We start from the raw sequence: 20,928 nt of genomic DNA, 5'->3' as shown, positions 1-20,928 counted from the left end.
ACACGGGCAACGGCCGGGAAACCGCCCGTAGACAGGCTCCCTGTTGTCACCGCGGCGTCCCAGTGCCGCAGTCTGGAAACACCGAAGGATGTGGATCGTGAGCTTCAAGGCTGAGTACATCTGGATCGACGGCACCGAGCCGACGCCCAAGCTCCGTTCCAAGACGAAGATCCTGGAGGACAGCGCCAAGGGTGCCGAGCTGCCGATCTGGGGCTTCGACGGGTCCTCGACGAACCAGGCCGTCGGGCACTCCTCCGACCGCGTGCTCAAGCCGGTCTTCAACTGCCCCGACCCGATCCGCGGCGGTGACGACATCCTCGTGCTGTGCGAGGTCCTCAACATCGACATGACGCCGCACGAGTCCAACACCCGCGCCGCCCTGGCCGAGCTTGCGGAGAGGTTCGCCGAGCAGGAGCCGATCTTCGGCATCGAGCAGGAGTACACCTTCTTCGACGGCGTACGCCCGCTCGGCTTCCCCGCGGGCGGTTTCCCGGCCCCGCAGGGCGGCTACTACTGCGGCGTCGGCGCCGACGAGATCTTCGGTCGCGACATCGTCGAGGCTCACCTGGACAACTGCCTCAAGGCGGGCCTGGGCATCTCCGGCATCAACGCCGAGGTCATGCCCGGCCAGTGGGAGTTCCAGGTCGGCCCGCTCGCCCCGCTGGAGGTCGCCGACCAGCTCTGGGTGGCCCGCTGGCTGCTCTACCGCACCGCTGAGGACTTCAAGATCTCCGCCACCCTCAACCCCAAGCCGGTCAAGGGTGACTGGAACGGTGCCGGCGCGCACACCAACTTCTCCACCAAGGCGATGCGCGAGGGCTACGAGGCGATCATCACCGCCTGCGAGGCGCTCGGTGAGGGCTCCAAGCCGCTGGACCACGTCAAGAACTACGGCGCTGGCATCGACGACCGCCTGACGGGCCTGCACGAGACCGCCCCGTGGAACGAGTACAGCTACGGCGTCTCGGACCGCGGCGCATCGGTTCGCATCCCGTGGCAGGTCGAGAAGGACCGCAAGGGCTACATCGAGGACCGCCGCCCCAACGCCAACGTCGATCCGTACGTCGTGACCCGCCTGCTCGTCGACACCTGCTGCACCGCGCTGGAGAAGGCCGGCCAGGTCTGATCTTCCCTGCCCGGGCGCTTCGGCGCCCGGGCAGAGCCTTGTCGAGGGCGTGGGCGGCCCACACGGCGTTACCGCCGGGTCGCGCCGAGGGTCTCCACCGCGCCACCGACAGCGGCGGCGGCCACCGCCGCCATCACCGTCCCGGCCCGGGAGGCGTGCTGTGCCCGGCCCGGCCCTCCGGCGCGCACCGTGCCGGACACCTCGCGCAGCACCGCGCGCGGCAGGGTACGGGTCAGATACGACCGCTCGGCGCCGAGGGTGCGCGACCCGCGGAGCAGCCGGGCCATCTGCACCTTGCCGCGGCCCTCGGCGTAGCAGCGCCGCATCAGGAAGCGGAACGTGGACCGCTCCGGCGGCACGTCGTGCTCGACCACGGCATCCGGCACGTACATCCAGCGGCCACCGCCCTCGCTCATCCGCAGGCACAGTTCGGTGTCCTCGGGCCGGTTCCGGTTGCCGATCTTGCCGAAGCCGTCGCGGAACCCGCCGACGGCGGTGAACACGTCCCGGCGTACGGCCATGCTGGCCGACCAGACGTTGCGCACCGCAGCGGTGGTGGTGGGCATGCCGGTGTACGACGCGCCGAACGCCCAGAGCAGCTCGTCGGGCAGCCAGTTCGGGCGTGAGCGGCTCCACGCGGCCGCGATGGCGCCGCCGGTGCCGACCACCTCCGGGTCCGCGAAGGGGTCGATGAGCTGGGCGAGCCAGTCCGGGCCCGCCGTGATGTCGCCGTCAAGGAAGGCGATCAGCGGGGTGGTGGTGTGCCGGGCGCCGGTGTTGCGGTTGCCCGAGGCGCCCGGCTCGAAGCGGTTCTCCAGCACGGTGACGCCGGCCAGATGGCGGCGGGCGCGTTCGAGGAGGGCCGGGTTGTGGTCCACCACCACGACCACCTCGGCCGGCGGGAGCGGGCGCTGGCCGAGCGCCGCCGCGACGGCGCGGACCAGGGTGTCCCAGTTGCGCTCGGTGTGGCACGGAATGACGACGCTGACCTGGGCGGTGTCGGCCATCAGGCGGCTTCTGCCTGCTCCGCTGCCTGCTCCGCGGTCAGCAGCGCGTCCACCTGCCCGTACCATTTGCCGCCGGGCACGGCGAGCACCGGCACCGTCTTGCTGAGCGTGCGGCGCTTCGACGGCGCGGCGGCGTTCGCGGCGGCACGCCGCTGCACCGTCCGGCGGTGGAACTCGCTGAGAATGGTGCGCAGCACCCGCATCCCGTCGCGGAACGTGTTGAGGTTGCTGGTTCCGTGGATGCGCAGGTGCTCGATGCTGGAGACCTCCTTGACCCGCATGCCGCTGCTGGCCACCCGGATGTTGATCAGGGTCTCGATCTCGAAGCCGTCGCCCCACAGCTTCTTGCCGTCGGGCCGGGCCGGCAGCTCGGTCGAGGGCAGGTCCATCACCGGCACCACCCGCCGCCAGAAGGCGTTGTAGCCGTAGCAGAGGTCGGTGAACCTGGTCTTGAACAGCGTGTTGACGACCAGGTTCAGCCCCTCGTTGCCGACCCGGCGCAACGGGGTGATGTCCTTGCTGTGGCCGCCCAGGGCGAACCGCGAGCCCTTGGCGAACTCGGCGCCGCTGGTCAGCGCCGCGACGAACTTGGTGATTTCGGCCGGGTCGGTCGACCCGTCCGCGTCGATCATCACGATCGCGTCGCCGGTGCAGGCGTCGAACCCGCTGGCGAGCGCGTTCCCCTTTCCCGTACGCGTCTGGCGCACGACAACCACGTCGGGCCGAAGGCGTCGGGCGACCTCGACGGTGTCATCGATCGAACCGCCGTCGACCAGGACGACCTCGTGCAGCGTCTCCGGCAGCGCGCCGAACACGTGCGGCAGGTTCCGGGCCTCGTTCAGGGTCGGGATGACCACGCTGACCAGCGGAGCCCGGCGGGGCGCGCCCCGCGGCGTGCTGCGGCGGTTGCGGGAGCCCGCACTCTGCGGCGCCAGGCGGCGTTCCCGCCAGGGCTTTCCGGGCAGGGTGCTGCGGCCGTCTTCGATCATTGCGGGGCCTTTCGTCGGGTCCCCTGACCTCGGCAGTCCGGCGGCGAACCTGAGAAGAATCGCTTGGTCATTTGCGTTCCAGGCCGCAACAGCACCGACTTTCACCGGCTCAAAGCGGATCATCGACCCTGAACGGCCACAGAAGGGGCGGCGGTCCGGCGGCCTGGTCCCTCCGGCATGCAACAGCCGCGCTGGAGGGACCGGGCCGCCGGACCTCGCCTGGCGGCCTTCGCCGGCCGAGTGGTCAGCTCTGCTGAGCGGCCCACTCGGCTACCCGCCGGGCGCTTTCCTCGGGTGACAGGTCCTCGACCCTCGTCATGATCGTCCAGCGGACGCCGAACGGATCGCGGATCGAGGCGAACCGGTCGCCCGACACGAACGTGGCGAGGGGCTCGCGCACGGTCGCGCCGGCCTTCTCGGCCCGGGCGACCAGCTCGTCGGCGTCGGCGCAGTACAGACCCACCGAGTAGCAGTCGTCGTCGCCGGTCGCCGCCGCGACGAGGTGGTACGCGGGGCTGGGCTCGCCGATCTGCAGGTGTCCCTGACCGAAGTCGAGGTCGGCGTGGACGACGACGCCACCCATCTCGGTCACGTCGACAACGCGGGCGCCGAAGACGTCCCGGTAGAAGTCGACGGCCTGGGCCGCGTTCGGGATCGCCAGGAAGGGGGTGAGGCTCGTGAAGCCGTGCGGTACGCCGTTGGTGGTGTATTGGCTGTTCATGTGCTCGACGCTACGGCCGCCGTCGGCCGCGGGGCTTGGAGATTCGCGCCATCCTGGCCGTAGGCTCACGGGATGAGCACCGACAGCCGAGGGATCCTCTACCCGGCCCGGCTGCCGTCGTTTCGCCGGGTACCCGCGCCGGCACACCTGGAGGATCTGGTCCGGTGGTTCTGGATCCCGGAGTGGGACATCGCCGCGGGTCGCTCGTCGCGCCAGTATGTGGTCGCGTACCCCGCCTGCAATCTCGTGGTCGAGCCGGAGCGGGTCACCCTCTCCGGGCCCACCACCCGGCTGTCATACCGCGACCTGACCGGACGCGGCTGGGCCGTCGGTGCGCTGCTGCGCCCGGCCGCGGTGCCTTCGTTGATCGACGCGCCCGCCGAACTTCGAGACTCCGAGCGCCTCCTCGACGCGCCGGAGCTGCACCGGCCGGTCGTCGCGGCCATGCGGATCGCCGAGCGCGACGCCCGCCACCACGAAGCCGTCGACGCCTTCGCCGGATGGCTGGCGAAACGGGTCCGGCCCGCCTCCGGCGAGGGCCTGTTGGCCAACGCCATGGCCGACCTCATGGACGGCGACCCCGACGTGCGAACCCTTCCCGACGCGGCCACCCGGCTGCACGTCTCCCCGCGTACGCTGCAGCGGCTGGCCATCCGTCATATCGGCCTCGCCCCGGTCGAGATGATCCGGCGCCGGCGCCTCCAGGAGGCCGCGGAGCGGGTCCGCCTGGACGCGGACGCTTCCCTGGCGCAGATCGCCACCGAGCTCGGGTACGCCGACCACGCCCACCTGACCCGCGAGTTCCGCGACCGGCTGGGCTTCACCCCGAGCGCCTACCGCCGAGGCCTCTGACGCCCGATCCAGCGGAATCCTCAGCGTGCTCTCAGTGCGCGCATAGGACGATCTTGTCGTGGCTGACATGGTCCCCGGCCTTCACCTGTCCGCGCGGGAACTCCTTGTCGTGCTGGGCACGGTGGCCCTCGTCCTGAGCCGGTGGCTGCCGCCACCCGTTCGCCGCCGTACCGCCCTCGGCGCGGTCGGCGTGGTGACGGTCGGCGCCGCCTTGACCGTACGCGAAATTCGCTGGCAGCTGCTGCCGGTGCTGGCTGCCGCCATGCTGGCCGGCGCGGGCCTGCTGCTACGCCCGCGCGGCGGTCCCGCCGGCCGGCGGGCCCCCTGGTGGCTGGCCCTGCCCGGCTCCCTGACGTGTCTCGGCCTCGTCGCCGCGGGCACGGGCGCGGCCTGGGCGTTGCCGGTGCCGGACTTCCCGCGGCCGTCCGGGCCGTCCGCGGTCGGCACCACGGTACTGCAGTGGACCGACGCCGGCCGCGACGAGACGGCCACGGCGGAGGCCGGCGACCGCCGTACCGTGGTCGTGCAACTCTGGTACCCGGCGCGTTCGGTCACCCCCGGTACGCCGCGGGCGCAGTACCTCGGCCGTAACCGGCAAGAGGCGGACGCCGTCGCCGCCGCGGCCGCCGACTACCTTGGAGCACCGGCCTTGCTGCTGGCCGGCCCGCCGCGCGCCCGCAGCCACGCGGCGTTCGATGCGTTGCCGGCGGCCGGCCGGTTCCCGGTCGTGCTGTTCTCCCCCGGACTCGGCGGCGTGCGCACCCAGAACACCGCGTGGGCCGAGGACCTGGCCAGCCGCGGCTACGTCGTCGCGGGCGTCGACCACCCGTACGACTCGGCAGCGGTCGTGCTCGCCGACGGCCGTACCGTTCGGACCCGGGTCGCCGCAAGCGGTGACCCGGACGAGGACGAGCGAAGGAGGAGCGGCTGGATCGCGGTGCGGGCCGCGGACCTCAGCTTCGTCCTCACCCAGCTCGGCCGCCTCGACCGGGGCGAGCTCACCGGGCCCCTCACCGGGCGGCTCGACACCGCAAGGTCGGCAGCGACCGGCCACTCCCTCGGCGGGGCCGCCGCCATGCGCGCCGCCCAGCAGGACCCGCGATTCACCGCCGTCGTCAACCTCGACGGCGGCCCCGATCCGGGCCAGGGTCCGCTGCACCAACCGGTGCTCGCCCTCACACACACCATCGAGGACCGTGCCGACGCCGACTACCTGGCGCTCCTGTCCAGGCTCCTGGACCGCGGCACCGCGACCGGCTACCGCCTCACGGTGCCCGGCAGCGCACACCTGACCTTCACCGACGCCCCGCTCTATCTGCCACCCGTCCCCGCCGTCGCGGGCTCCCTCGGCCGGACCGAAAGCGTACGGATGACCACCGCGACCTGCGCCGCGTTTCTCGACGCCACGCTGCGCGACCGACCCGTCGACCTACCCGGCGCGTTGTCCCGCCACGGCGACCTGCGGGTACACCCTCCCGCAACCGCCCTCAGGTAAGACCGACAACGCAGGCCGCCGCAACGTCGACCGGTGTTGTCCCGGACACCCGCGGCTTGGATGACCTTCTGCTGATCGAAGGAGCGGCGGAACCCTCGGTCATTGCCGCGCAGCCTTGAGGACATGACGGCTGAGGTTCGCTGTCAGCACCGTACGACGCACTCAGAATGCGTTGCCCGGTCGGTAAGGCACACTTCGAGTGTGGATACTCGGGAAACCTGGTTCTCGGCTCGGTGCCTGTTCAGGCTGGCAAAGGGGGTGCGCGCGACGTACGAGGAGCGGATTACGCTCTGGCGTGCGTCATCGCCCGGTGAGGCAGTGGCCCTGGCCGAAACCGAGGCGGGCGAGTACGCAGCCGACGTAGCCGGCGAATACCTCGGCTTGGTGCAGGTCTACTCCATGTCCGACCAGCCCGGCCATGGGGCTGAGCTGTTCTCGCTGCTACGCGAGAGCGCACTCGAGCCGCGTGCATACCTCGACGCGTTCTTTGACACCGGCGACGAGCGGCAGGCCACCACCGATGCTCCCTAGCGTCAGCCGTATCGAGATGGGCGTCTGCTGCCCCGCTCGGTCAGCGGCACGCCTCGCTAACGCGCGGACTGCGGTGGGCCCCCGGGGACGCCCGATGTCGCCGTTCGTGACGTCGCCCGCGTCGGCAAGCCATCCGCCCAGCCCTGCCTGGCCCGGCCGGGCAAGGGGCGCATGGTGACTGCCCACAACCAAGATCGTCTATAGCCTGCCTGACCCACTCCCCCAACCCCAACCCCGCGAAGTACGCGTACCAGGAGCCGCGGCCGCCGGCCGCATGGCACTTGTGAAGGTGCCGATTACGGCGAGTTCGGAGGCTTGGCCTTCTGCGGGTTGATCGTCTCGTGGCGGGCCAGCATGGCGACGAACTCGCCGATCTTCCGCTCGCGGGTCTGCGCCCGTTTGACGGCATTGACGCGGTAGATGAGAGCGAACCGGTTGGTCTTGGTGAGTACGTCGAACATGGCTTGGGCGGCCGGGACGGCGGCGATGGCGGCGAGGAGATCGGCCGGTGCCTCGGCTTCCGACGGCGGGGCGTAGGCCGCCGCCCACCGCCCGTCCGCTTTCGCGGCGTCTACCGCGGCGCGGCCTGGGGGCAGCATTCGCCCCTGTGCTTCGAGCCGGGCCACGTTGGCGGTGTTGCGTTGCGACCAGGAGCTGTGGGGTCGACGAGGGGTGAACCGGATCCAAGAGGTCTCCTGATCCCGTTTCCGGGCCTGCCCGTCGATCCAGCCGAAGCACAGGGCCTCGTCGACCGCCTGCTGCCAGGTCAGCGTGGTGACCATGCCGCCCTTCTTGGTCAGGGCCAGCCAGACGCCGGGCGATGTGGCGTGGTTGGCCGACAACCACGCGCGCAGCGCCTCGGCGTCCGCGACGATCAACTCATCCAGCTCGGCGCTCGCCATGACGGCAGGCTAACCGACGCGACGTGGCCGCTGCCTCTGCCCGTTGGCCGGCCGGACCCCGCCGGGCTGCGGACGCACCGGCCGCCCGTCGAGTCCGCAGGCAGGGCCGAGAGCGGCCAATCATCCTGAACGATCCACGATCGCGGCAACCGCTCCAGCTGCGGCAGACGAGATCGCCTCTACCGGGTTTGTTCGGGTCGAACCACTGGCGTTCCTGACTCCCGGACTCGTCGCAGTAAGGTCCGGTCCAGGGCGTCGGCGACTTCGGCGATCAGGGGCTTACCCATGACGCAGATTGTGTATTCCCAGGGGTGCCCAAAGGTACCGAAGCTGAAATCCTCGGCCAGGTGGATGTTGTAGTCGCCATCGGGCATCATGCTCGCCGACCATGCCGGCGAGTGTTCCGCGGTGATGCGATGCGGCCGGATTCGGTAGCACACATGGTGCCAGTCCAGGACCAACAGTGTGCCGTCCGGCGGAGTACACGCCCACAGCCCGGCGTTCACGGCAGCCACCATGGCGTCGAGCCGCTGATAGCCCGCGTCGTCATCCAGCGCGCCGAGGCTCCAGGTCACCGAGGCGACCGGCTCCTTGATGGCGGGCCAGGTTGCCCTTGTCATTCCCGGGCGGAACGCGAACTGCCGACGGAATCGGTCCCATAAGCGCCCATACTCCGGTTCCTCCAGCGTCTCTACAGCGCTCGGAGCCATCCGATTCCCTCCGGGTCTGTCTGGGCGAGTTTGCGGTAGCGGGGCGGTTTCGTCGAGTCGCGTGCGTTGCAGAACCCGGTTCAGGGCGGTACCGGGCGGATGAAGAGGGTTCGGGTCAGCCTGGCGTGAGGAGGCAGAACTCGTTGCCTTCCGGGTCGGCGAGGACCGTCCACGGAATGTCGCCCGGGCCTAGGTCGATGGCGGTGGCGCCGAGAGTCTGCAGTCTGGCCGCCTCGGCCTCCAGGTCGTCGCCTGGGTACGGGCGGATGTCGAGGTGGACTCGATTCCACACGGTCTTCACGTCCGGGGTGCGGACGAACCGCAGATATGGGCCGACACCCTTGGCGGAGCGCAGTACCGCGTTGTGGTCGGTCACCTTGTGCAGGGTCCAGTCCATGGCCTCGCCCCAGAAGCGGGCCGTGGCGCGCGGATCCGCGCAGTCGACCACTACCGAGGCGATCGGTCCGGTGTCCTGGTAGAGCGAGTCCAGCACGCAGAACTCGTTGCCCTCCGGGTCGGCCATGACCGTCCATGGGACGTCGCCCTGGCCCACGTCGGCGGGGGTCGCGCCGAGATCCTTCAGGCGCGCCACCAACTGCGCCTGATGGGCCGCCGAGGTGGTGGCGAGGTCGACGTGCACGCGGTTCTTCACCGTCTTGGGTTCCTGGGAGGCGACGAGGTCGATGCAGACGGCGACCGGGTCGGGGTAGACGAAGCCCTCGGGTTCGAGGTTGGTCACGCCGGGTCCCTCGCTGGAGAGTCCCCAGCCGAGCGCTTCCGCCCAGAAACCGCCCAGTGCGGAATCGTTCCGGGCCTTCATGTTGATTTGAACAAGCCGCGTTGCCATGCCGACGATGCTAGCGACAGTCCGGCACATCAAGATCAGCCATACCGGTCTGCAGGAACCAACGAAGGCCGGGAAGCTTTCCGTCGGGCAACGGTCAGATTGTGGCCGCAATGGCGGGAAGGATGGGCGCATGACATCGACATGGAAGATCGAACTCATCCCCGTGCCGGTCACCGACGTCGACCGGGCCAAGCTGTTCTACCAGCAGATCGGCTTCAACGCCGACCACGACCACCAGGTGCAGGACGGCCTGCGGTTCGTGCAACTCACGCCGCCCGGTTCGGCCTGCTCGATCGTGATCGGCGCCGGCATCACCGCGAAGGTTCCGGGTACCCAGGAGATCCAGGTCGTGGTGGCCGACGCCCACGCCGCCCGGCAACAGCTGCTGGACGCCGGCGTGCAGGCCAGCGACATCGACGTGCAGCCCTGGGGGACCTTCGTCTACTTCCGTGACCCGGACGGCAACAGTTGGTCGCTGCAGGCGATCGAGTCCCGGCCCAACGGCTGACCGACACGGGCCCCTCCCAGGTTGGGAACGTGAACGGCCGATAGGGATCGACTGGCTACGGCACCCGGAAGTCGAAGGCGTCGTGCTGGGCCTGCGTTGCGAAGGTGCTCCTGGAACGCGTGTCGGAGTCGATTCTCCAGTTGGTCTCGTGCTTGCCGCTCTTGTGGTAGTTGAACCACACGAAACCCACGACGTCGCGCCGGGCGCGTACCGCGGTGAACAGGTTCTTGATCTGGGTGGGCTTCTCGCCGCTCGGCGAGGCGCCGGTCTCCGCGATCAGCACCGGTTTGTCGGTGAAGGTGCGCACCTTCGCGATGGTGGGCTGGAAGAGAGTCTCGAAGGTCCCCCGCCCGCCGGGGCCGGTGTTGTAGTAACCGGTCACGCCAACCCAGTCGACGTACTTGTCGCCGGGGTAGAGCTCGGCGATGTCCACATTGGGCCTCGGATAGGTGACGTTGGGGTTCCACACCCACAGCACCGAGGTGACCCCGGCCTTCCGGAATGCCTTGTGGATGTGGCGCCAGGCGGCCACGAACTCCTCGGCGGAGGTGTCCTGGGTCCCCCACGGGTACCAGTCGCCGTTCATCTCGTGCCCGAAGGAGAGCGCGACCGGCGCGTCGACGGCGCGCAGGTCCGCGGCGAAGTCGGCCAGGAAGTCGTCGGTCTTGCCGGCGGCGATCTCGGCGATCGTGTCCCGGTGCGGTTCGATCTGCACGAAGGGCAGCGCGCCGGTGGCGTGCACGGCCGCCACGCCGGCGACGTCGAGGCGATCCCCGTACGGGTGGAAGTAGCCCACCAGGTTCGGGCTGTTCTCGATGGACTCGGAGAACGCCGTGAGTCTGCCCAGTGACCGAGGCACCCCCTCGACCGTCACGCCGAGGTACTTCTTCGCCGGTTTCCGCAATGCGGCCAGGTCGTACGTCGGCGGGGCCGCCGGGTGGCTCGACGCCACGGCGCTCGTGCCGGGCCGGCCCGGCGCGGCCACGGCCGGTTCCGGCGAGCCGAGTTGCTTCACCGGATGCGTGAAGGCGTAGGTGAGGAACACCGCGGCGCTCAGTACGGCGGTGCCGTGCAGCAGCCGGGTGCGGGTCCGGTCACGCATCGGCAGGCTCCTGGCTCGACGGGAGGAGGATCCGGGCCACCGTTACGGCGTAGAACAGCCCGGAGAGCAGCAGCGGCGCGAACGCCAGCGTGTCGTAGGTCAGGGTTCGCCAGGCGGCCAGTCCGACCCAGGCGGCAGCGCCGCCGCCGCTGACGATCCACAGACCCGTCCAGAACCGGGCCAGTTCGTTCTTCTTCTTCGCCGCGCCGCCGCCCGTCGGGTTCCAGCCCATCTCCTTGCCGCGAATCCAGTCCCAGACGGCGAAGACGTGGGCCCAGCCGTACGCCAGTGAGATCGACCAGGTTTCGACGCGATACCGGGTGCGGTGCCACAGCGGGGTGATGACGAAGGAGAACACCAGGCTGGGCACGATCAGCAGGTAGTTGCGGGCGTTGACCGAGCCGACGGCACCGGTGCACAGCACCACCGGGATCAGTGGGGCGAGGAAGACCATCCCGGCGGTCTCCAGGTAGAAGAGGAAGCCGGACAGGTAGCACAGCCGCGCGGCCGGCGACATTTTCGTCCCCCAGAACTTGCGGGAGGCGACGATGCTGAGCGTGCCCATGCACCAGCGGTACTGCTGGTTGAAGAACGGCTCCACCTCGGCGGGGCACATGCCGGAGGCGAGCACCACCGGGATGTAGCGCACCCGCCATCCGAGGCGGGTCAGGTCCAGTCCGGTGTGGATGTCCTCGGAGTGGGCGATGAGTGCGATGCCGCCGTTGTCCTCCAGCGCGGCCCGCCGGTAGATGGCGTTGGTCCCGCAGCACACCACGGCGCCGTGCTGGTCCCGGGCGACCTGGATCGAGCGGTAGAACAGCTCCTGTACGGCCGCCGCGCCCCGCTCCACCCACGTCTGGTGTTCGGTGGCCCGGAAGTGCTGCGGTGTCTGGAGGATGCCCAGCCGCGGGTCGGCGCCGAAGTAGGGCAGTGTCTCGTTCAGCATGTCGTGACGGGGTACGAAGTCGGCGTCCAGGATCAACACGAAGTCGCCGCTGGAGTTGCAGATGCCGTGGTAGAGGTTGCCGGCCTTCTTGAACCAGCCGCGGTGCGGGCGGGTGAAGCAGCGGAAACCGAACTCCGCGGCCAGCGCCGCGACCTCGGGCCGGCTGGAGTCGTCCAGTACGTAGCCGTTGACCGTGCCCTGGTAGTGGTCGCGCATGTCCGCGACGTACTGCCAGGTGTTCTGCAGCACCTCCAGCGGTTCGCCGCAGGTCGGCAACATGACGTCCACGCTGGGAAAGGTCCTCGGGGCCCACGCCTCGACCAGCTCGGTGTGCCCGTCCAGGTCGAAGCCGCGGGTGAAGGTCTCCAGCAGCAACCGAATCACGGTCAGCAGCGGCCCGAGCGCCAGCAGCGGCGCCAGCACCCAGAGCCGGGGCGACATCGCCACGAAGCCGACGAGGCTGGCGATCAGGAACGGCAGGCTCACCAGCGACCCGACGACCAGAATCCACAGGTTGCGCTTGGCGTAGCTGAACTTCTCCTGCCGGCGGCTGGGTGGCTCCGGCAGCCGCATCCCGGAGGCCGCGATCGGTGGCACGGCCGGCCGGCGCGCTGCCGGCGCCGACGGCGGCCGGGGCGGGGCGGCGGGGAATCCGATCCGTGGGTGTTGGGGTCGCGGGCGAGCGGTGGGCCGCGTCATCTGCCGCGGCCCAGGTGATGGCGCTGGCCAGGTACGCGGGCGGGCCTGCGGGCCCGGCGCCCTCGTCGGGACGGCCCATGCTCCCGGCTGGGCCTGCGGAGCCGGCGGCACGGCCCGCGACTGACGCTGCGGACCGGGCACCGTCGGGGATGCCGGCGGCACGATCCGCGGGTGACGCTGCTGGCCGGGGACCGTCGGCACGGCCCGGGACCGGGGGCGACCGTGCGCAGACCGTGGTGCCGGCGGTAAAGCCCGCGGGTGATGCTGTGTACCGGGCACCTGGGGCGAAGGCGGTGCGGCGGCCCGCGACTGCGGCGGTACGAGCCGGGCGCCGGGTCGCGGCGGAACGGCACCCGGGCGCGCCGCCCGACGCGGTGCGGGGCCGGGGTGCCCGGCGTAGCCGGTGGCCGGGAGGTACGGGCGCCGCAGGACGACGGTCTCCGGCTCCTGCGGTACCGGGCGCTGCCGCGGGAAGGAGTGCGGATGGTGTCCGGGTGGCGTCGGATGGGCTGCCATCTGGTCGGTCTCGTCTCTGTGTGCTTCGAGATCAGCGCCGGTCAGGCGTGAGCTGCCAAATCGTGTAGGTGTGCGCGGGGTCGGCCCCGGACGGGGCCGGCACGGCCGGCAGGCGCCGATAGCCGTTGCGGGGCAGCAGGGGCTCCAGCTGCGCGTCCAGGTCCGCGGTGGCGTCGTGGGTGAAGACGAACAGCGCGAAGTGGCGTTCGCGGATCGCCGCCTGGTACGCGGGCAGGCCGACCAGGTGCTTACCGCCGCGGTCGACGTAGTCGAAGTAGTACGTGTCCCGCCACTGGGCCTGCCGCACCCGCGCCTGCAGGTAGTAGCGCGGCACCTGGGCTTCCTCGGCCATGATCAGCTGATCGTCGCGGGTGATCAGGCGGTCCAGGGTGGCCACCAGCCGGCTCGAATCGGGCCAGACGAACATGTCGACGGCCTGCCTCAGCCCGGACGCGGCGATCGGCAGGACGAGCAGGCAGGCCAGCCCGGTACGCCACGACGAGCGGCCGGCGAGGCGGCTCAGCACGAGGCCGGCCATCGCCGCCGCGAACAGCAGGCCGTAGCCGGCGTGCTTCTGCAGCGAGACCAGCGTGTGCAGGCGCGCCGAACCCATCGGCGCGATCAGGGCCGCCCCCGTGAGCACCAAGCCGAGCAGCAGCCGGATCAGCGGGCCACGGGCCGGGGAGCGACCGGACGAGATCGCGTAGGCCAAGGTTCCCAGGCAGGCCAGCACGAGGACGGGTCCCACCCACACCGCGGCACGCGACAGCACGTCGAGGGTCGCGACGGCGCCCTCGGTGCGACTCGTGGTGGTGGAGGTGACGCCGGCGAGCACGCCGGGACCGGCGAGCAGCAGGGCGACGACTGCGAACAGGACGGTCACCGCGCTGAGCACCGCGCCGCGCATCAGCGCCCAGCGCCAGCCCACCTTCGGCACCGCCACGAGCACGGTAACGGCGATGACCGGCAACAGGAAGACCATGGCGGCGTACTTGAGGGCGACCGCGGCGACCGCGACGGCCGCGACCTCGAGCAGCAGAGCCCGCCGGTCGGCCGAGCCGACCGCGAAGTACAGGCTGCCGGCCAGCGCCGTCACCGCCGGAGCGTCGAAGGTGGCGAGGTGACTCATGAACAACGCCGGTCCGCAGAGGCCGAACAGCGCGGCCGCGAAGAAGCCGGCACGGGTGTCGTCGAACAGCTTGCGCACCGCGGCGTACAGCAGGGAGGTGGCGCCGAGCATGCAGAGCAGGCTGAGCACCCGGGCGGCGGCCAGCCCCCCGATGCTGTCGAAGACCCCGGCCAGTACCGGGTACAGGAACGGCGCACCGGAGAAGTACGCGGCATAGTCGTCGTTGTTGACGGTCCGGCCCAGCGCGTCACCGATCAGCTGGTGGCCGGCGTAGAGGTAGGCGGCCTCGTCGACGTGCGTGGTGTTGTGCAGCGCCACCATGCAGGCGCTCTGTGCGACCAGGACGACGAGCAGCGGCAGCCAGGTGAGCCGGCGGCGCGGGCGCCGCTGCGGCGTGGCGGCGGCTCTGCCCGGGTGCCGGAGGGTGAGGTCCGGGGCCGGCAGCATGACGGTGGCCGACAGCCGGGCCGGCGATTCCGTGCTCCCGGCGGGCTTTCGTTCGTCCCTGGCCAGCACCGCTGCCGCGGAGTTCGCCGAGCCGGCTCGGTGCATGGACATGAAGCGGCGATCTCCCGTTGTCTGCGTTGCCCCCTTGGGCGTCAGCACCTCCTGCGCCACCGAAGCGGATCGCTGGATGGCGGCCAGAGCCTACGAACAGACATCACTCTGAGTCAACAGCGCCGCCTGGGTGCGAGTCTCGTAACCAAGCATATGACTACAGAAGGTAAGACACACCCTCTGCTGGCGTTACAGATGGCCATGCAAAAGGGGAAGTTCGGGCATTCGTACCGGGAAAGCGGACCTTCACTCGAATGGCGAACATCACGTAGCGTAAACGAGGTTCCAGTAGCTACGGATCGTCACCATGAGATGTAACGCGCGGTCATCGATCGAGCCGGAGGCTGCCGACGACCGCGATCAAGAGCGCCTCGGCGAGGCGTTCGCGGTAGCCGAGCACCTCCCCCGAGGGCGGCCCGCCGGAACTGCTGAGCAGGATGTCGACGGACACCACGTTGTGCCCGACGAGTACCCGCTCCGAGAGCACCGTCGACACCACGGGCAAGGTGCGGACCAGGCCGGTGAGGGTGAAGTCGGTGCGGTACGCCGGGTACGACACGGCCGGGGCCGTCGCCTGCTCGTATCCCCCATCCATCACGCCGGTGTCGCTCACCGGCGACGGGATCGTGAGGTGCCTGCACCGGTCGGTCAATTCCCGATCGATCCGGAAGTCGCGGACCGGCGTCACGTACGACTTGATGCCGAGGGTAACGGTCACCTCCCGGTGAGGGCCCACGGACATCTTGTACTTCCGCGCGGCTTCCGCGCCGCGGGGCCGCGCCCGCTCCGCGTCCGCGTGGCGGACCAGCGCCGCGCGGCAGGTCTCGGGCCGCACGTCCGGCACCGTGCCATCACCGACGGCGTCCGTCTCGACGCGGCGATGGCCGGCCGGCAGCAGCTGGTCGGCGACGGCGAGCGCCGCGGCGGCCGCGGCGGCGTCGAGGGGACGGCCCGGGTCGCCGCCGGCCTCGGTGGTGGGCACGGACGGCACGGACGGGACCCCGAGAGCGGCGGCCGGGTCGCGGACGGGCGTCGTGTCGAGGGCGGCCACGTAGTCCGACCAGTCGTGCGGGCCGACGGCCAGCGGCGGCAGGGCGCCGCCGACCAGCGCCACGCTGAAGAGCCCGACGAGCACGCCCGTGGTGAGCGCGGCAGCGCGGCCGGTGACCCGCCGCTCCGCCCGCCGCCGATACCGTTCCACGAGCAGCACGCCGGCAAGCAGCGCCGGCAGGGCCAGGACGGCCACGACGAAGAGCTGCCACACCGGCCAGGCGATCGCGTCGAGCAGCACGTCCACGCTGCGCCCGCGGCCACCGGCGGCGGCGATCCCGAACGTCACCACGCCCGCCCCGGCCGCGGCGGCGAACCCGCCGGCCAGCGCGCCAGGGATCGCGGGCACCACCGGACCGCCTCCGCGGCCGGACAGCAGGGCCGCCAGGACCACCCACCCGGCGAAGGCGCAGATCATGGATCGCTGGCTCATCAGTACGAACAGCAGGTCGTCGGAGTCGGCGGAGTCGATCCGGAGTCGCCAGGTCAACCCGGCGGCGACGCCGCCGGCGACCGCCGCGGCACCGATCACCCGCACCGCGACCGGCACCGGCACGGCACGGCGACCGAGCGCGGCGAGTACGCAGCCGGCCAGGACGAGCGGCGGGGCCCACCGCCACTCCCACAGTCCGGCGCCCATCAGCATGGTCCGAATGTGACCCGGGCCGCCGCCCTGCGAATATCCGATCAGGACCCAGATGGAGGCGGTGAACGCGGTGGTCCACGCGGCCGCAACGGCGAGGACCGCACCCACCGCCCGGCCGGCCCGGTCCGCCGATACGGCGAGCCCGGCTGTCAGAACCGCTACGCCGGCCGCGACCACGGCCACGGTCGCGACGCCGAGGGTGAAGTCGTCGGCGAACTGGGCCTGCCATACCCCGAGGGCGCCCCTGGTCGATCGTCCGGGAACCTGGACGACGAAACCCGCGACGATGCCGAGCACCGCGCCGGCCACGGGGCCCCACCAGGTCGGCGTGCCACCCGCCGCGGTGGCCTGTCGCGCCCGGCGCCACCACGCCGGGACGATCACACCCGCCCACAGCAGACTCCCGGCGGCCGTCGCGAGGTTCAGCGGCAGCCGGGCGTGCCCGGCCAGGCCGGGGACCCCCAGGGCGGTGTAGACGGTCTGCACCGTCGACATCGCCAACACTCCGGTGACGGCGCTGACGGCGAACCCGCCTTCCCACCGGTCCGGCGCGGTCGGGTCGAGGCCGGCCCGCACCTCCGGCGGCGGGTGCAGCGCTCGTACCCGCCGGAGCCACCGGCCGGGCCCGGCCGGTGCCGCGCCCGCCGAGGCGTCGTCGCCGAGCACCCCGGGCAGCGCGTCCGGGTCACCGAGAACCTCGCGTGCGTAGCGGTCCGCCGCGAACTCCCGCCGGCGCAGCAATGCCGCCCGCAGGCCGAGCGCCAGCACCGAAAGCGTGACCGCCAGCACGAGCGACGGCAGGTACGCGACCAGCAGCCCCGATCGCTGCTGAGGCCACCGCGCCAGAGGGCTCAGCGCCACCAGCAGAACCGGCACGCTCAGCCAACCGGTCCACCACACCGCCGCGGCCCAGGACACGTCCCGGGACCGCACGTGGGCGAGTTCGTGCAGCACCAGCACGTCGAACCGGGCAGGCTCCAGGTACGCGTGGCCCAGCGGCAGCACGACCCGCGGCGCCGCGAAGGGCAGGCCGGTGGTGAACGCCTGCCGCCCGGACGCGTACGGTGCGGTGAGAACGAGTCGGGGACGCCGACGGCCGGTGAGGCCGAGCAGGTCGCACCAGGCCTCGAAGCGTTCCGCCGCCAGCCCGGCCGCCGCGGTGCGCGCCGGAGGCACCGCGACGCGCGACAGCCGCAACCGCACCAGCACCACCCCGCCGATCATCAGCAGCACGGCGGCCGCCGGCAGCAGGACGCCACCGGCCAGCATGAAGAGGCCCTGGTCGCGGTCGTTCGGCGCGATGCAGGTGCGAATCCGCTCTCTGATCTCAGGGCTGCGCTGCCACGGCGAATCGAGCCGCTGCAGGGCCCTCCAGTCGATACCCTGCTCGCTCAGGCAGCGGACCGCGGCGGCCGGGTATTGCGCGCTGTACGAGTCGCGCAACGCCGACGCGGCGCCGCCACCGAGCAACACCAGTGCGACCGCCACCAGAACGTACATCGACGCGAGGCGGCGTGGCGCCGCGACCGCCGGCGAACCGGTGACGGCGGGCGACGGCCGCGGGAGTGCGGCCGTGTCACTCATCGACCCGTTCGGCCTCCGCCAGCGCCTGGCACACGGCGCCGTGCACGGCGTCGGCGAGCATCGCCGCCTCCGCCGGGCTGAGCCCGAGCGTCGTTCCGTGCCGCACGCACGCCGACCGCAGCGCTTCCGCCTGTTCCGCGTCGAGCGTCACACGCGTCCGTGGCAGGGCCTCCGCATCGCGCCGGCGCCGCGACCACCACCCGCGCCGAAACCACCGGCGCCGCCGGCCCCACGCGGCGACCGTCGCGGCACCCAGCACCTCCGCCGCGGCACCCAGCAGGACCGGTCCCACCACCTCGGCGAGCAACACCGGCTCGATCCCGGATCCGACCGATCCGCCGGTCCAGCCGCGGCGCCGGCGCCCGGCACCGGCATCCCATCGCGCCGTGGCCGCCGTGTACAGGTCGAGCTGGTCCGGCGCCACGGCGATCACCGCCGCGTGCCCCAACCGTCCCAACTCGACGGTCACCGTCCCGCCCGTGGAGGACCGAGAGCGATCCGCCGACCCGTGCGCAGTGCGTTCAGTCACATGATCTCCTCGTGGCGGATCCATGCCGGTGCGTACAGGATAGACGGACACCACCCGGCAACCGGCACCTCGCGTAACGGATCGATGTCGTGGCGCCTGGATCGGCGCATAACACCGCTCCTATCTGTCTCGCGATATGACGGTGCATTCGACCGGGAATACGGTTTCGGATGACGCTCAGTCGTCATCCAAATATTGACGAACGTCATATTCGTCCCTAGCGTTCAGGCACGCACCCGGCGCGTGCCACACCCTGCCCGCGCCGACTCCTCCGCGCGAAAGGGCGTTGACCATGCTCCGAGGAGTACGTCGCACGACGCTTGCCGTCACCACGCTTCTGCTGCTGCTCGCCTTCGCGGGCCCGCCGGCAACGGCGCACGACCCGGACACCCCGGAGGGCCGGACCGAGCAGGCGGAGCTGCTCCGCATCTACCAGCCCACCTGGCGCAGCGGCGAACGCCTCGCCGGCGCGCCGCTGAACTGCGTCAACGGCATGGCCGACAGGTACCCGTGCAAGAACGTCGACCTGCTCAGCTTCCTGCCACAGTCCGCGCTGGGCGGCGGCGGCTCGTCGAGCATGTGGTACTGGACCGATGCCCGCGACAGCAACGAGTACATCCTGTACTGCCGCTCCAACGGCGTTTCCTTCGTCAACGTCACCGACCCGGTCGACCCGAAATACCTCGGGAACCTGCCCGCCGCTAATGGCCTCAGCTCGTCCTGGTGCGACATCCGCACGTACAACAATTACGCCTACATCGGCAAGGATTCGGTCTCGCACGGTATCCAGGTCTTCGACCTCAACAAATTGCGCGGCGTGACGACCCCACAGACGTTCACCGCGGACGCCCGCTTCACCGGCCTGACGAACAGCCACACTCTCTGGATCAATCAGAGCACCGGCTTCCTGTACGTCTCCGGCGCGAACACCTGCCGCAAGGGCCTGACCATCTACGACATCAAGACGCCACTGTCCCTCAAACTGGCGGCGTGCTACGACCGCGAGGTCTATTCGCACGAGTCCGTCGTGGTGAACTACGCCGGTCCGGACACCCGTTTCACCGGGCGGGAGATCGCGTTCAACTACACCGGACAGGGCAGGAGATTCCAGATCCTCGACGTCACCGACAAGGCGAACATCAGGGTCCTGTCCAGCGTCACCCACCCGGGTGCCAGCTTCATTCACCAGGGCTTCGCCACCAGCGACTACAAGCACATGATCGTCAACGACGAGACGATCAGCACCCGGGGCGGCAGCCCGGACTTCGTCTACGACATCGAACGGCTCGACGCCGCACGGTACGTGGGCAAGGACGTCTCCACGCGCGGCGAGTTCGTCAACCACAACGGCTACACGGTCGGCAACCGGCACTTCCAGGCGTCCTACCGCGGCGGCCTGCGGATCCTCGACACCACCTCCGCCGCCTCGGCCCGGCTGCCCGAGGTGGGCTACTTCGACGTCGACCCGGCCTCCAACGCCAGCGGCTACAGCGGCAGCTGGATGGTCCTGCCGTACCTGAAGAACGGAGTGGTCGCCGTTCAGAGCATCGGGGTCGGCCTGTTCCTCGTCCGCCCCACCGGCTCGGCGGCCGTACGCTGAGCGGCGGGCCCGACCCTCGTCGCCGCCGCCTGATGGCGGCGGCGACGCTCGCGGGGTTCCTCGGTGCCGCCTACCTGTTCGCGGACAGCCGCGGCCCGGCCGCGGCCCCGCCCGCGGCCCGCTCGCCGATCAGCTACCACAGCGACGGGCTCTCCGACGCCTACGACGGCTTCCGCGCGGAGCCGCTGGCGCTGCCCACAGGCCGCGGCCCGGGCCTCGTGTCCCTGCGCGTCACCGGCACCGCCGGGCCGGTCACCGACTTCCAACACGTCCACACCAGACCGATACACATGTACGTGCTGCGCGACGACCTGTCCGGCTACCAGCACCTGCACCCCGAGGTCGTCGACGGCGCGTGGACCGCGCCGGTGACCATCACCGACGGCGGCGCCTACCGGGTGTACCTCGAGTTCGTCCCGCACGGGCGTCCCGCGGGTGCCGACCCCACCGTTCTCGGCGTGCCGTTCGTCATCGCCGGGGACACCACCATGATCCCGGTCCCCGCCCCGCAGGCGCGGGCCCGGTCCGGGCCGTACACCGTGCGCCGCCTCGACGGCACCGCCGACCTGACCTCCGGCACCCAGACGGCGCTGCGGTTCCAGGTGTTGCGCGACGGCCGCCCCGCGGCGCTCGAGCCGTACCTCGGCGCGTACGCCCACCTGTCCAACTTCGAGGTGCGCACCCAGGGCCTCAAACACCTGCACCCGCTGCCGGCCAACGCCACCGGCGACCCGCCGGCCGACGCCGTCCTCGCCTTCCACGCCGCCTTCGCCGAACGCGGCGACAAGCGGATGTTTTTGCAGTTCCGCGCCGGCGGCGCCGTCCACCAGGTGGCCTTCACCATCTTCACGACCTGACCCACCCTCGGATCGAGCCCGGAC

At 71.1% G+C, this 20,928-nt stretch carries 18 protein-coding genes; 7 read left to right on the top strand and 11 right to left on the bottom strand.

What is annotated here, in order from left to right:
* The first annotated feature begins 97 nt into the window (after nt 1–97).
* Nucleotides 98–1,126 carry a glutamine synthetase gene (gene glnII / locus AB0B58_RS10995; protein WP_360221145.1) on the top strand — a complete coding sequence of 343 codons (1,029 nt, stop codon included), beginning with the start codon at nt 98–100 and terminating at the stop codon, nt 1,124–1,126.
* Between the two features lie 68 nt (nt 1,127–1,194).
* Here glnII and AB0B58_RS10990 read toward each other — a convergent pair whose 3' ends face one another.
* The 3 genes from AB0B58_RS10990 to AB0B58_RS10980 all read right to left on the bottom strand — a co-directional run bounded on the left by AB0B58_RS10990 (nt 1,195) and on the right by AB0B58_RS10980 (nt 3,843).
* Nucleotides 1,195–2,133: a glycosyltransferase family 2 protein gene (locus AB0B58_RS10990; RefSeq protein WP_360221142.1), complete on the bottom strand. Its 939-nt coding sequence runs from the start codon at nt 2,131–2,133 to the stop codon at nt 1,195–1,197.
* Nucleotides 2,133–3,122 (bottom strand): glycosyltransferase family 2 protein, encoded by a 990-nt coding sequence (locus tag AB0B58_RS10985; RefSeq protein WP_360221139.1) that lies wholly within the window; start codon nt 3,120–3,122, stop codon nt 2,133–2,135. The genes AB0B58_RS10990 and AB0B58_RS10985 overlap by 1 nt, the downstream gene beginning before the upstream one ends.
* Nucleotides 3,123–3,366: 244 nt before the next feature.
* Nucleotides 3,367–3,843 (bottom strand): VOC family protein, encoded by a 477-nt coding sequence (locus AB0B58_RS10980; RefSeq protein WP_360221136.1) that lies wholly within the window; start codon nt 3,841–3,843, stop codon nt 3,367–3,369.
* 72 nt (nt 3,844–3,915) lie between these two features.
* Here AB0B58_RS10980 and AB0B58_RS10975 point away from each other — a divergent pair, with 72 nt between their 5' ends.
* The 3 genes from AB0B58_RS10975 (at nt 3,916) to AB0B58_RS10965 (ending at nt 6,721) form a co-directional block, all read left to right on the top strand.
* Nucleotides 3,916–4,695 carry a helix-turn-helix domain-containing protein gene (locus AB0B58_RS10975; RefSeq protein ID WP_360221133.1) on the top strand — a complete coding sequence of 260 codons (780 nt, stop codon included), beginning with the start codon at nt 3,916–3,918 and terminating at the stop codon, nt 4,693–4,695.
* 67 nt (nt 4,696–4,762) lie between these two features.
* Nucleotides 4,763–6,190 carry a hypothetical protein gene (locus AB0B58_RS10970; RefSeq protein ID WP_360221815.1) on the top strand — a complete coding sequence of 476 codons (1,428 nt, stop codon included), beginning with the start codon at nt 4,763–4,765 and terminating at the stop codon, nt 6,188–6,190.
* Nucleotides 6,191–6,391: 201 nt separating this feature from the next.
* Entirely contained in the window at nt 6,392–6,721 is a 330-nt protein-coding gene (locus tag AB0B58_RS10965) for a hypothetical protein (RefSeq protein WP_360221130.1), read from the top strand.
* Between the two features lie 296 nt (nt 6,722–7,017).
* Here the strand turns inward: AB0B58_RS10965 and AB0B58_RS10960 are convergent, their stop codons facing one another.
* The 3 genes from AB0B58_RS10960 to AB0B58_RS10950 all read right to left on the bottom strand — a co-directional run bounded on the left by AB0B58_RS10960 (nt 7,018) and on the right by AB0B58_RS10950 (nt 9,180).
* On the bottom strand, nt 7,018–7,623 hold the full coding sequence (locus AB0B58_RS10960; RefSeq protein WP_360221127.1) for a YdeI/OmpD-associated family protein: 606 nt from the start codon (nt 7,621–7,623) through the stop codon (nt 7,018–7,020).
* Nucleotides 7,624–7,802: 179 nt separating this feature from the next.
* Nucleotides 7,803–8,333, bottom strand: coding sequence for a DUF2716 domain-containing protein (locus tag AB0B58_RS10955; protein ID WP_360221124.1), 531 nt, complete (start codon nt 8,331–8,333; stop codon nt 7,803–7,805).
* A 115-nt stretch (nt 8,334–8,448) separates the two neighbouring features.
* Nucleotides 8,449–9,180, bottom strand: a complete 732-nt coding sequence (locus AB0B58_RS10950) for a VOC family protein (RefSeq protein WP_360221121.1) — start codon at nt 9,178–9,180, stop codon at nt 8,449–8,451.
* Nucleotides 9,181–9,310: 130 nt separating this feature from the next.
* Here AB0B58_RS10950 and AB0B58_RS10945 point away from each other — a divergent pair, with 130 nt between their 5' ends.
* Nucleotides 9,311–9,688 (top strand): VOC family protein, encoded by a 378-nt coding sequence (locus tag AB0B58_RS10945; protein WP_360221118.1) that lies wholly within the window; start codon nt 9,311–9,313, stop codon nt 9,686–9,688.
* Between the two features lie 55 nt (nt 9,689–9,743).
* Here the strand turns inward: AB0B58_RS10945 and AB0B58_RS10940 are convergent, their stop codons facing one another.
* The 5 genes from AB0B58_RS10940 to AB0B58_RS10920 form a co-directional block, all read right to left on the bottom strand.
* The gene (locus AB0B58_RS10940) at nt 9,744–10,790 is read right to left on the bottom strand and encodes a glycosyl hydrolase (protein ID WP_360221115.1); all 1,047 of its coding nucleotides are present in this window, start codon (nt 10,788–10,790) and stop codon (nt 9,744–9,746) included.
* On the bottom strand, nt 10,783–12,333 hold the full coding sequence (locus AB0B58_RS10935) for a glycosyltransferase family 2 protein (protein ID WP_360221112.1): 1,551 nt from the start codon (nt 12,331–12,333) through the stop codon (nt 10,783–10,785). Before AB0B58_RS10935 ends, AB0B58_RS10940 begins: the two co-directional genes overlap by 8 nt.
* 649 nt (nt 12,334–12,982) lie before the next feature.
* Nucleotides 12,983–14,638, bottom strand: a complete 1,656-nt coding sequence (locus AB0B58_RS10930; protein ID WP_360221109.1) for a glycosyltransferase family 39 protein — start codon at nt 14,636–14,638, stop codon at nt 12,983–12,985.
* 325 nt (nt 14,639–14,963) lie between these two features.
* Nucleotides 14,964–17,918, bottom strand: coding sequence for a hypothetical protein (locus tag AB0B58_RS10925; RefSeq protein ID WP_360221106.1), 2,955 nt, complete (start codon nt 17,916–17,918; stop codon nt 14,964–14,966).
* Nucleotides 17,911–18,387, bottom strand: coding sequence for a hypothetical protein (locus tag AB0B58_RS10920; RefSeq protein WP_360221103.1), 477 nt, complete (start codon nt 18,385–18,387; stop codon nt 17,911–17,913). The genes AB0B58_RS10925 and AB0B58_RS10920 overlap by 8 nt, the downstream gene beginning before the upstream one ends.
* Before the next feature lie 352 nt (nt 18,388–18,739).
* On the opposite strand from AB0B58_RS10920, the gene AB0B58_RS10915 reads away from it, so the two are divergent.
* The gene (locus AB0B58_RS10915; protein ID WP_360221100.1) at nt 18,740–20,047 is read left to right on the top strand and encodes a choice-of-anchor B family protein; all 1,308 of its coding nucleotides are present in this window, start codon (nt 18,740–18,742) and stop codon (nt 20,045–20,047) included.
* A gap of 32 nt (nt 20,048–20,079) precedes the next feature.
* On the top strand, nt 20,080–20,904 hold the full coding sequence (locus AB0B58_RS10910) for a hypothetical protein (protein ID WP_360221097.1): 825 nt from the start codon (nt 20,080–20,082) through the stop codon (nt 20,902–20,904).
* The last annotated feature ends 24 nt before the right edge of the window (nt 20,905–20,928 follow it).

The sequence above is a fragment of the Actinoplanes sp. NPDC049118 genome (genome assembly GCF_040648555.1).
GTDB lineage: Bacteria > Actinomycetota > Actinomycetes > Mycobacteriales > Micromonosporaceae > Actinoplanes.
The sequence above is the reverse complement of the archived record's forward strand: the minus strand, read 5'-3'. Positions and strand labels throughout refer to the sequence as shown.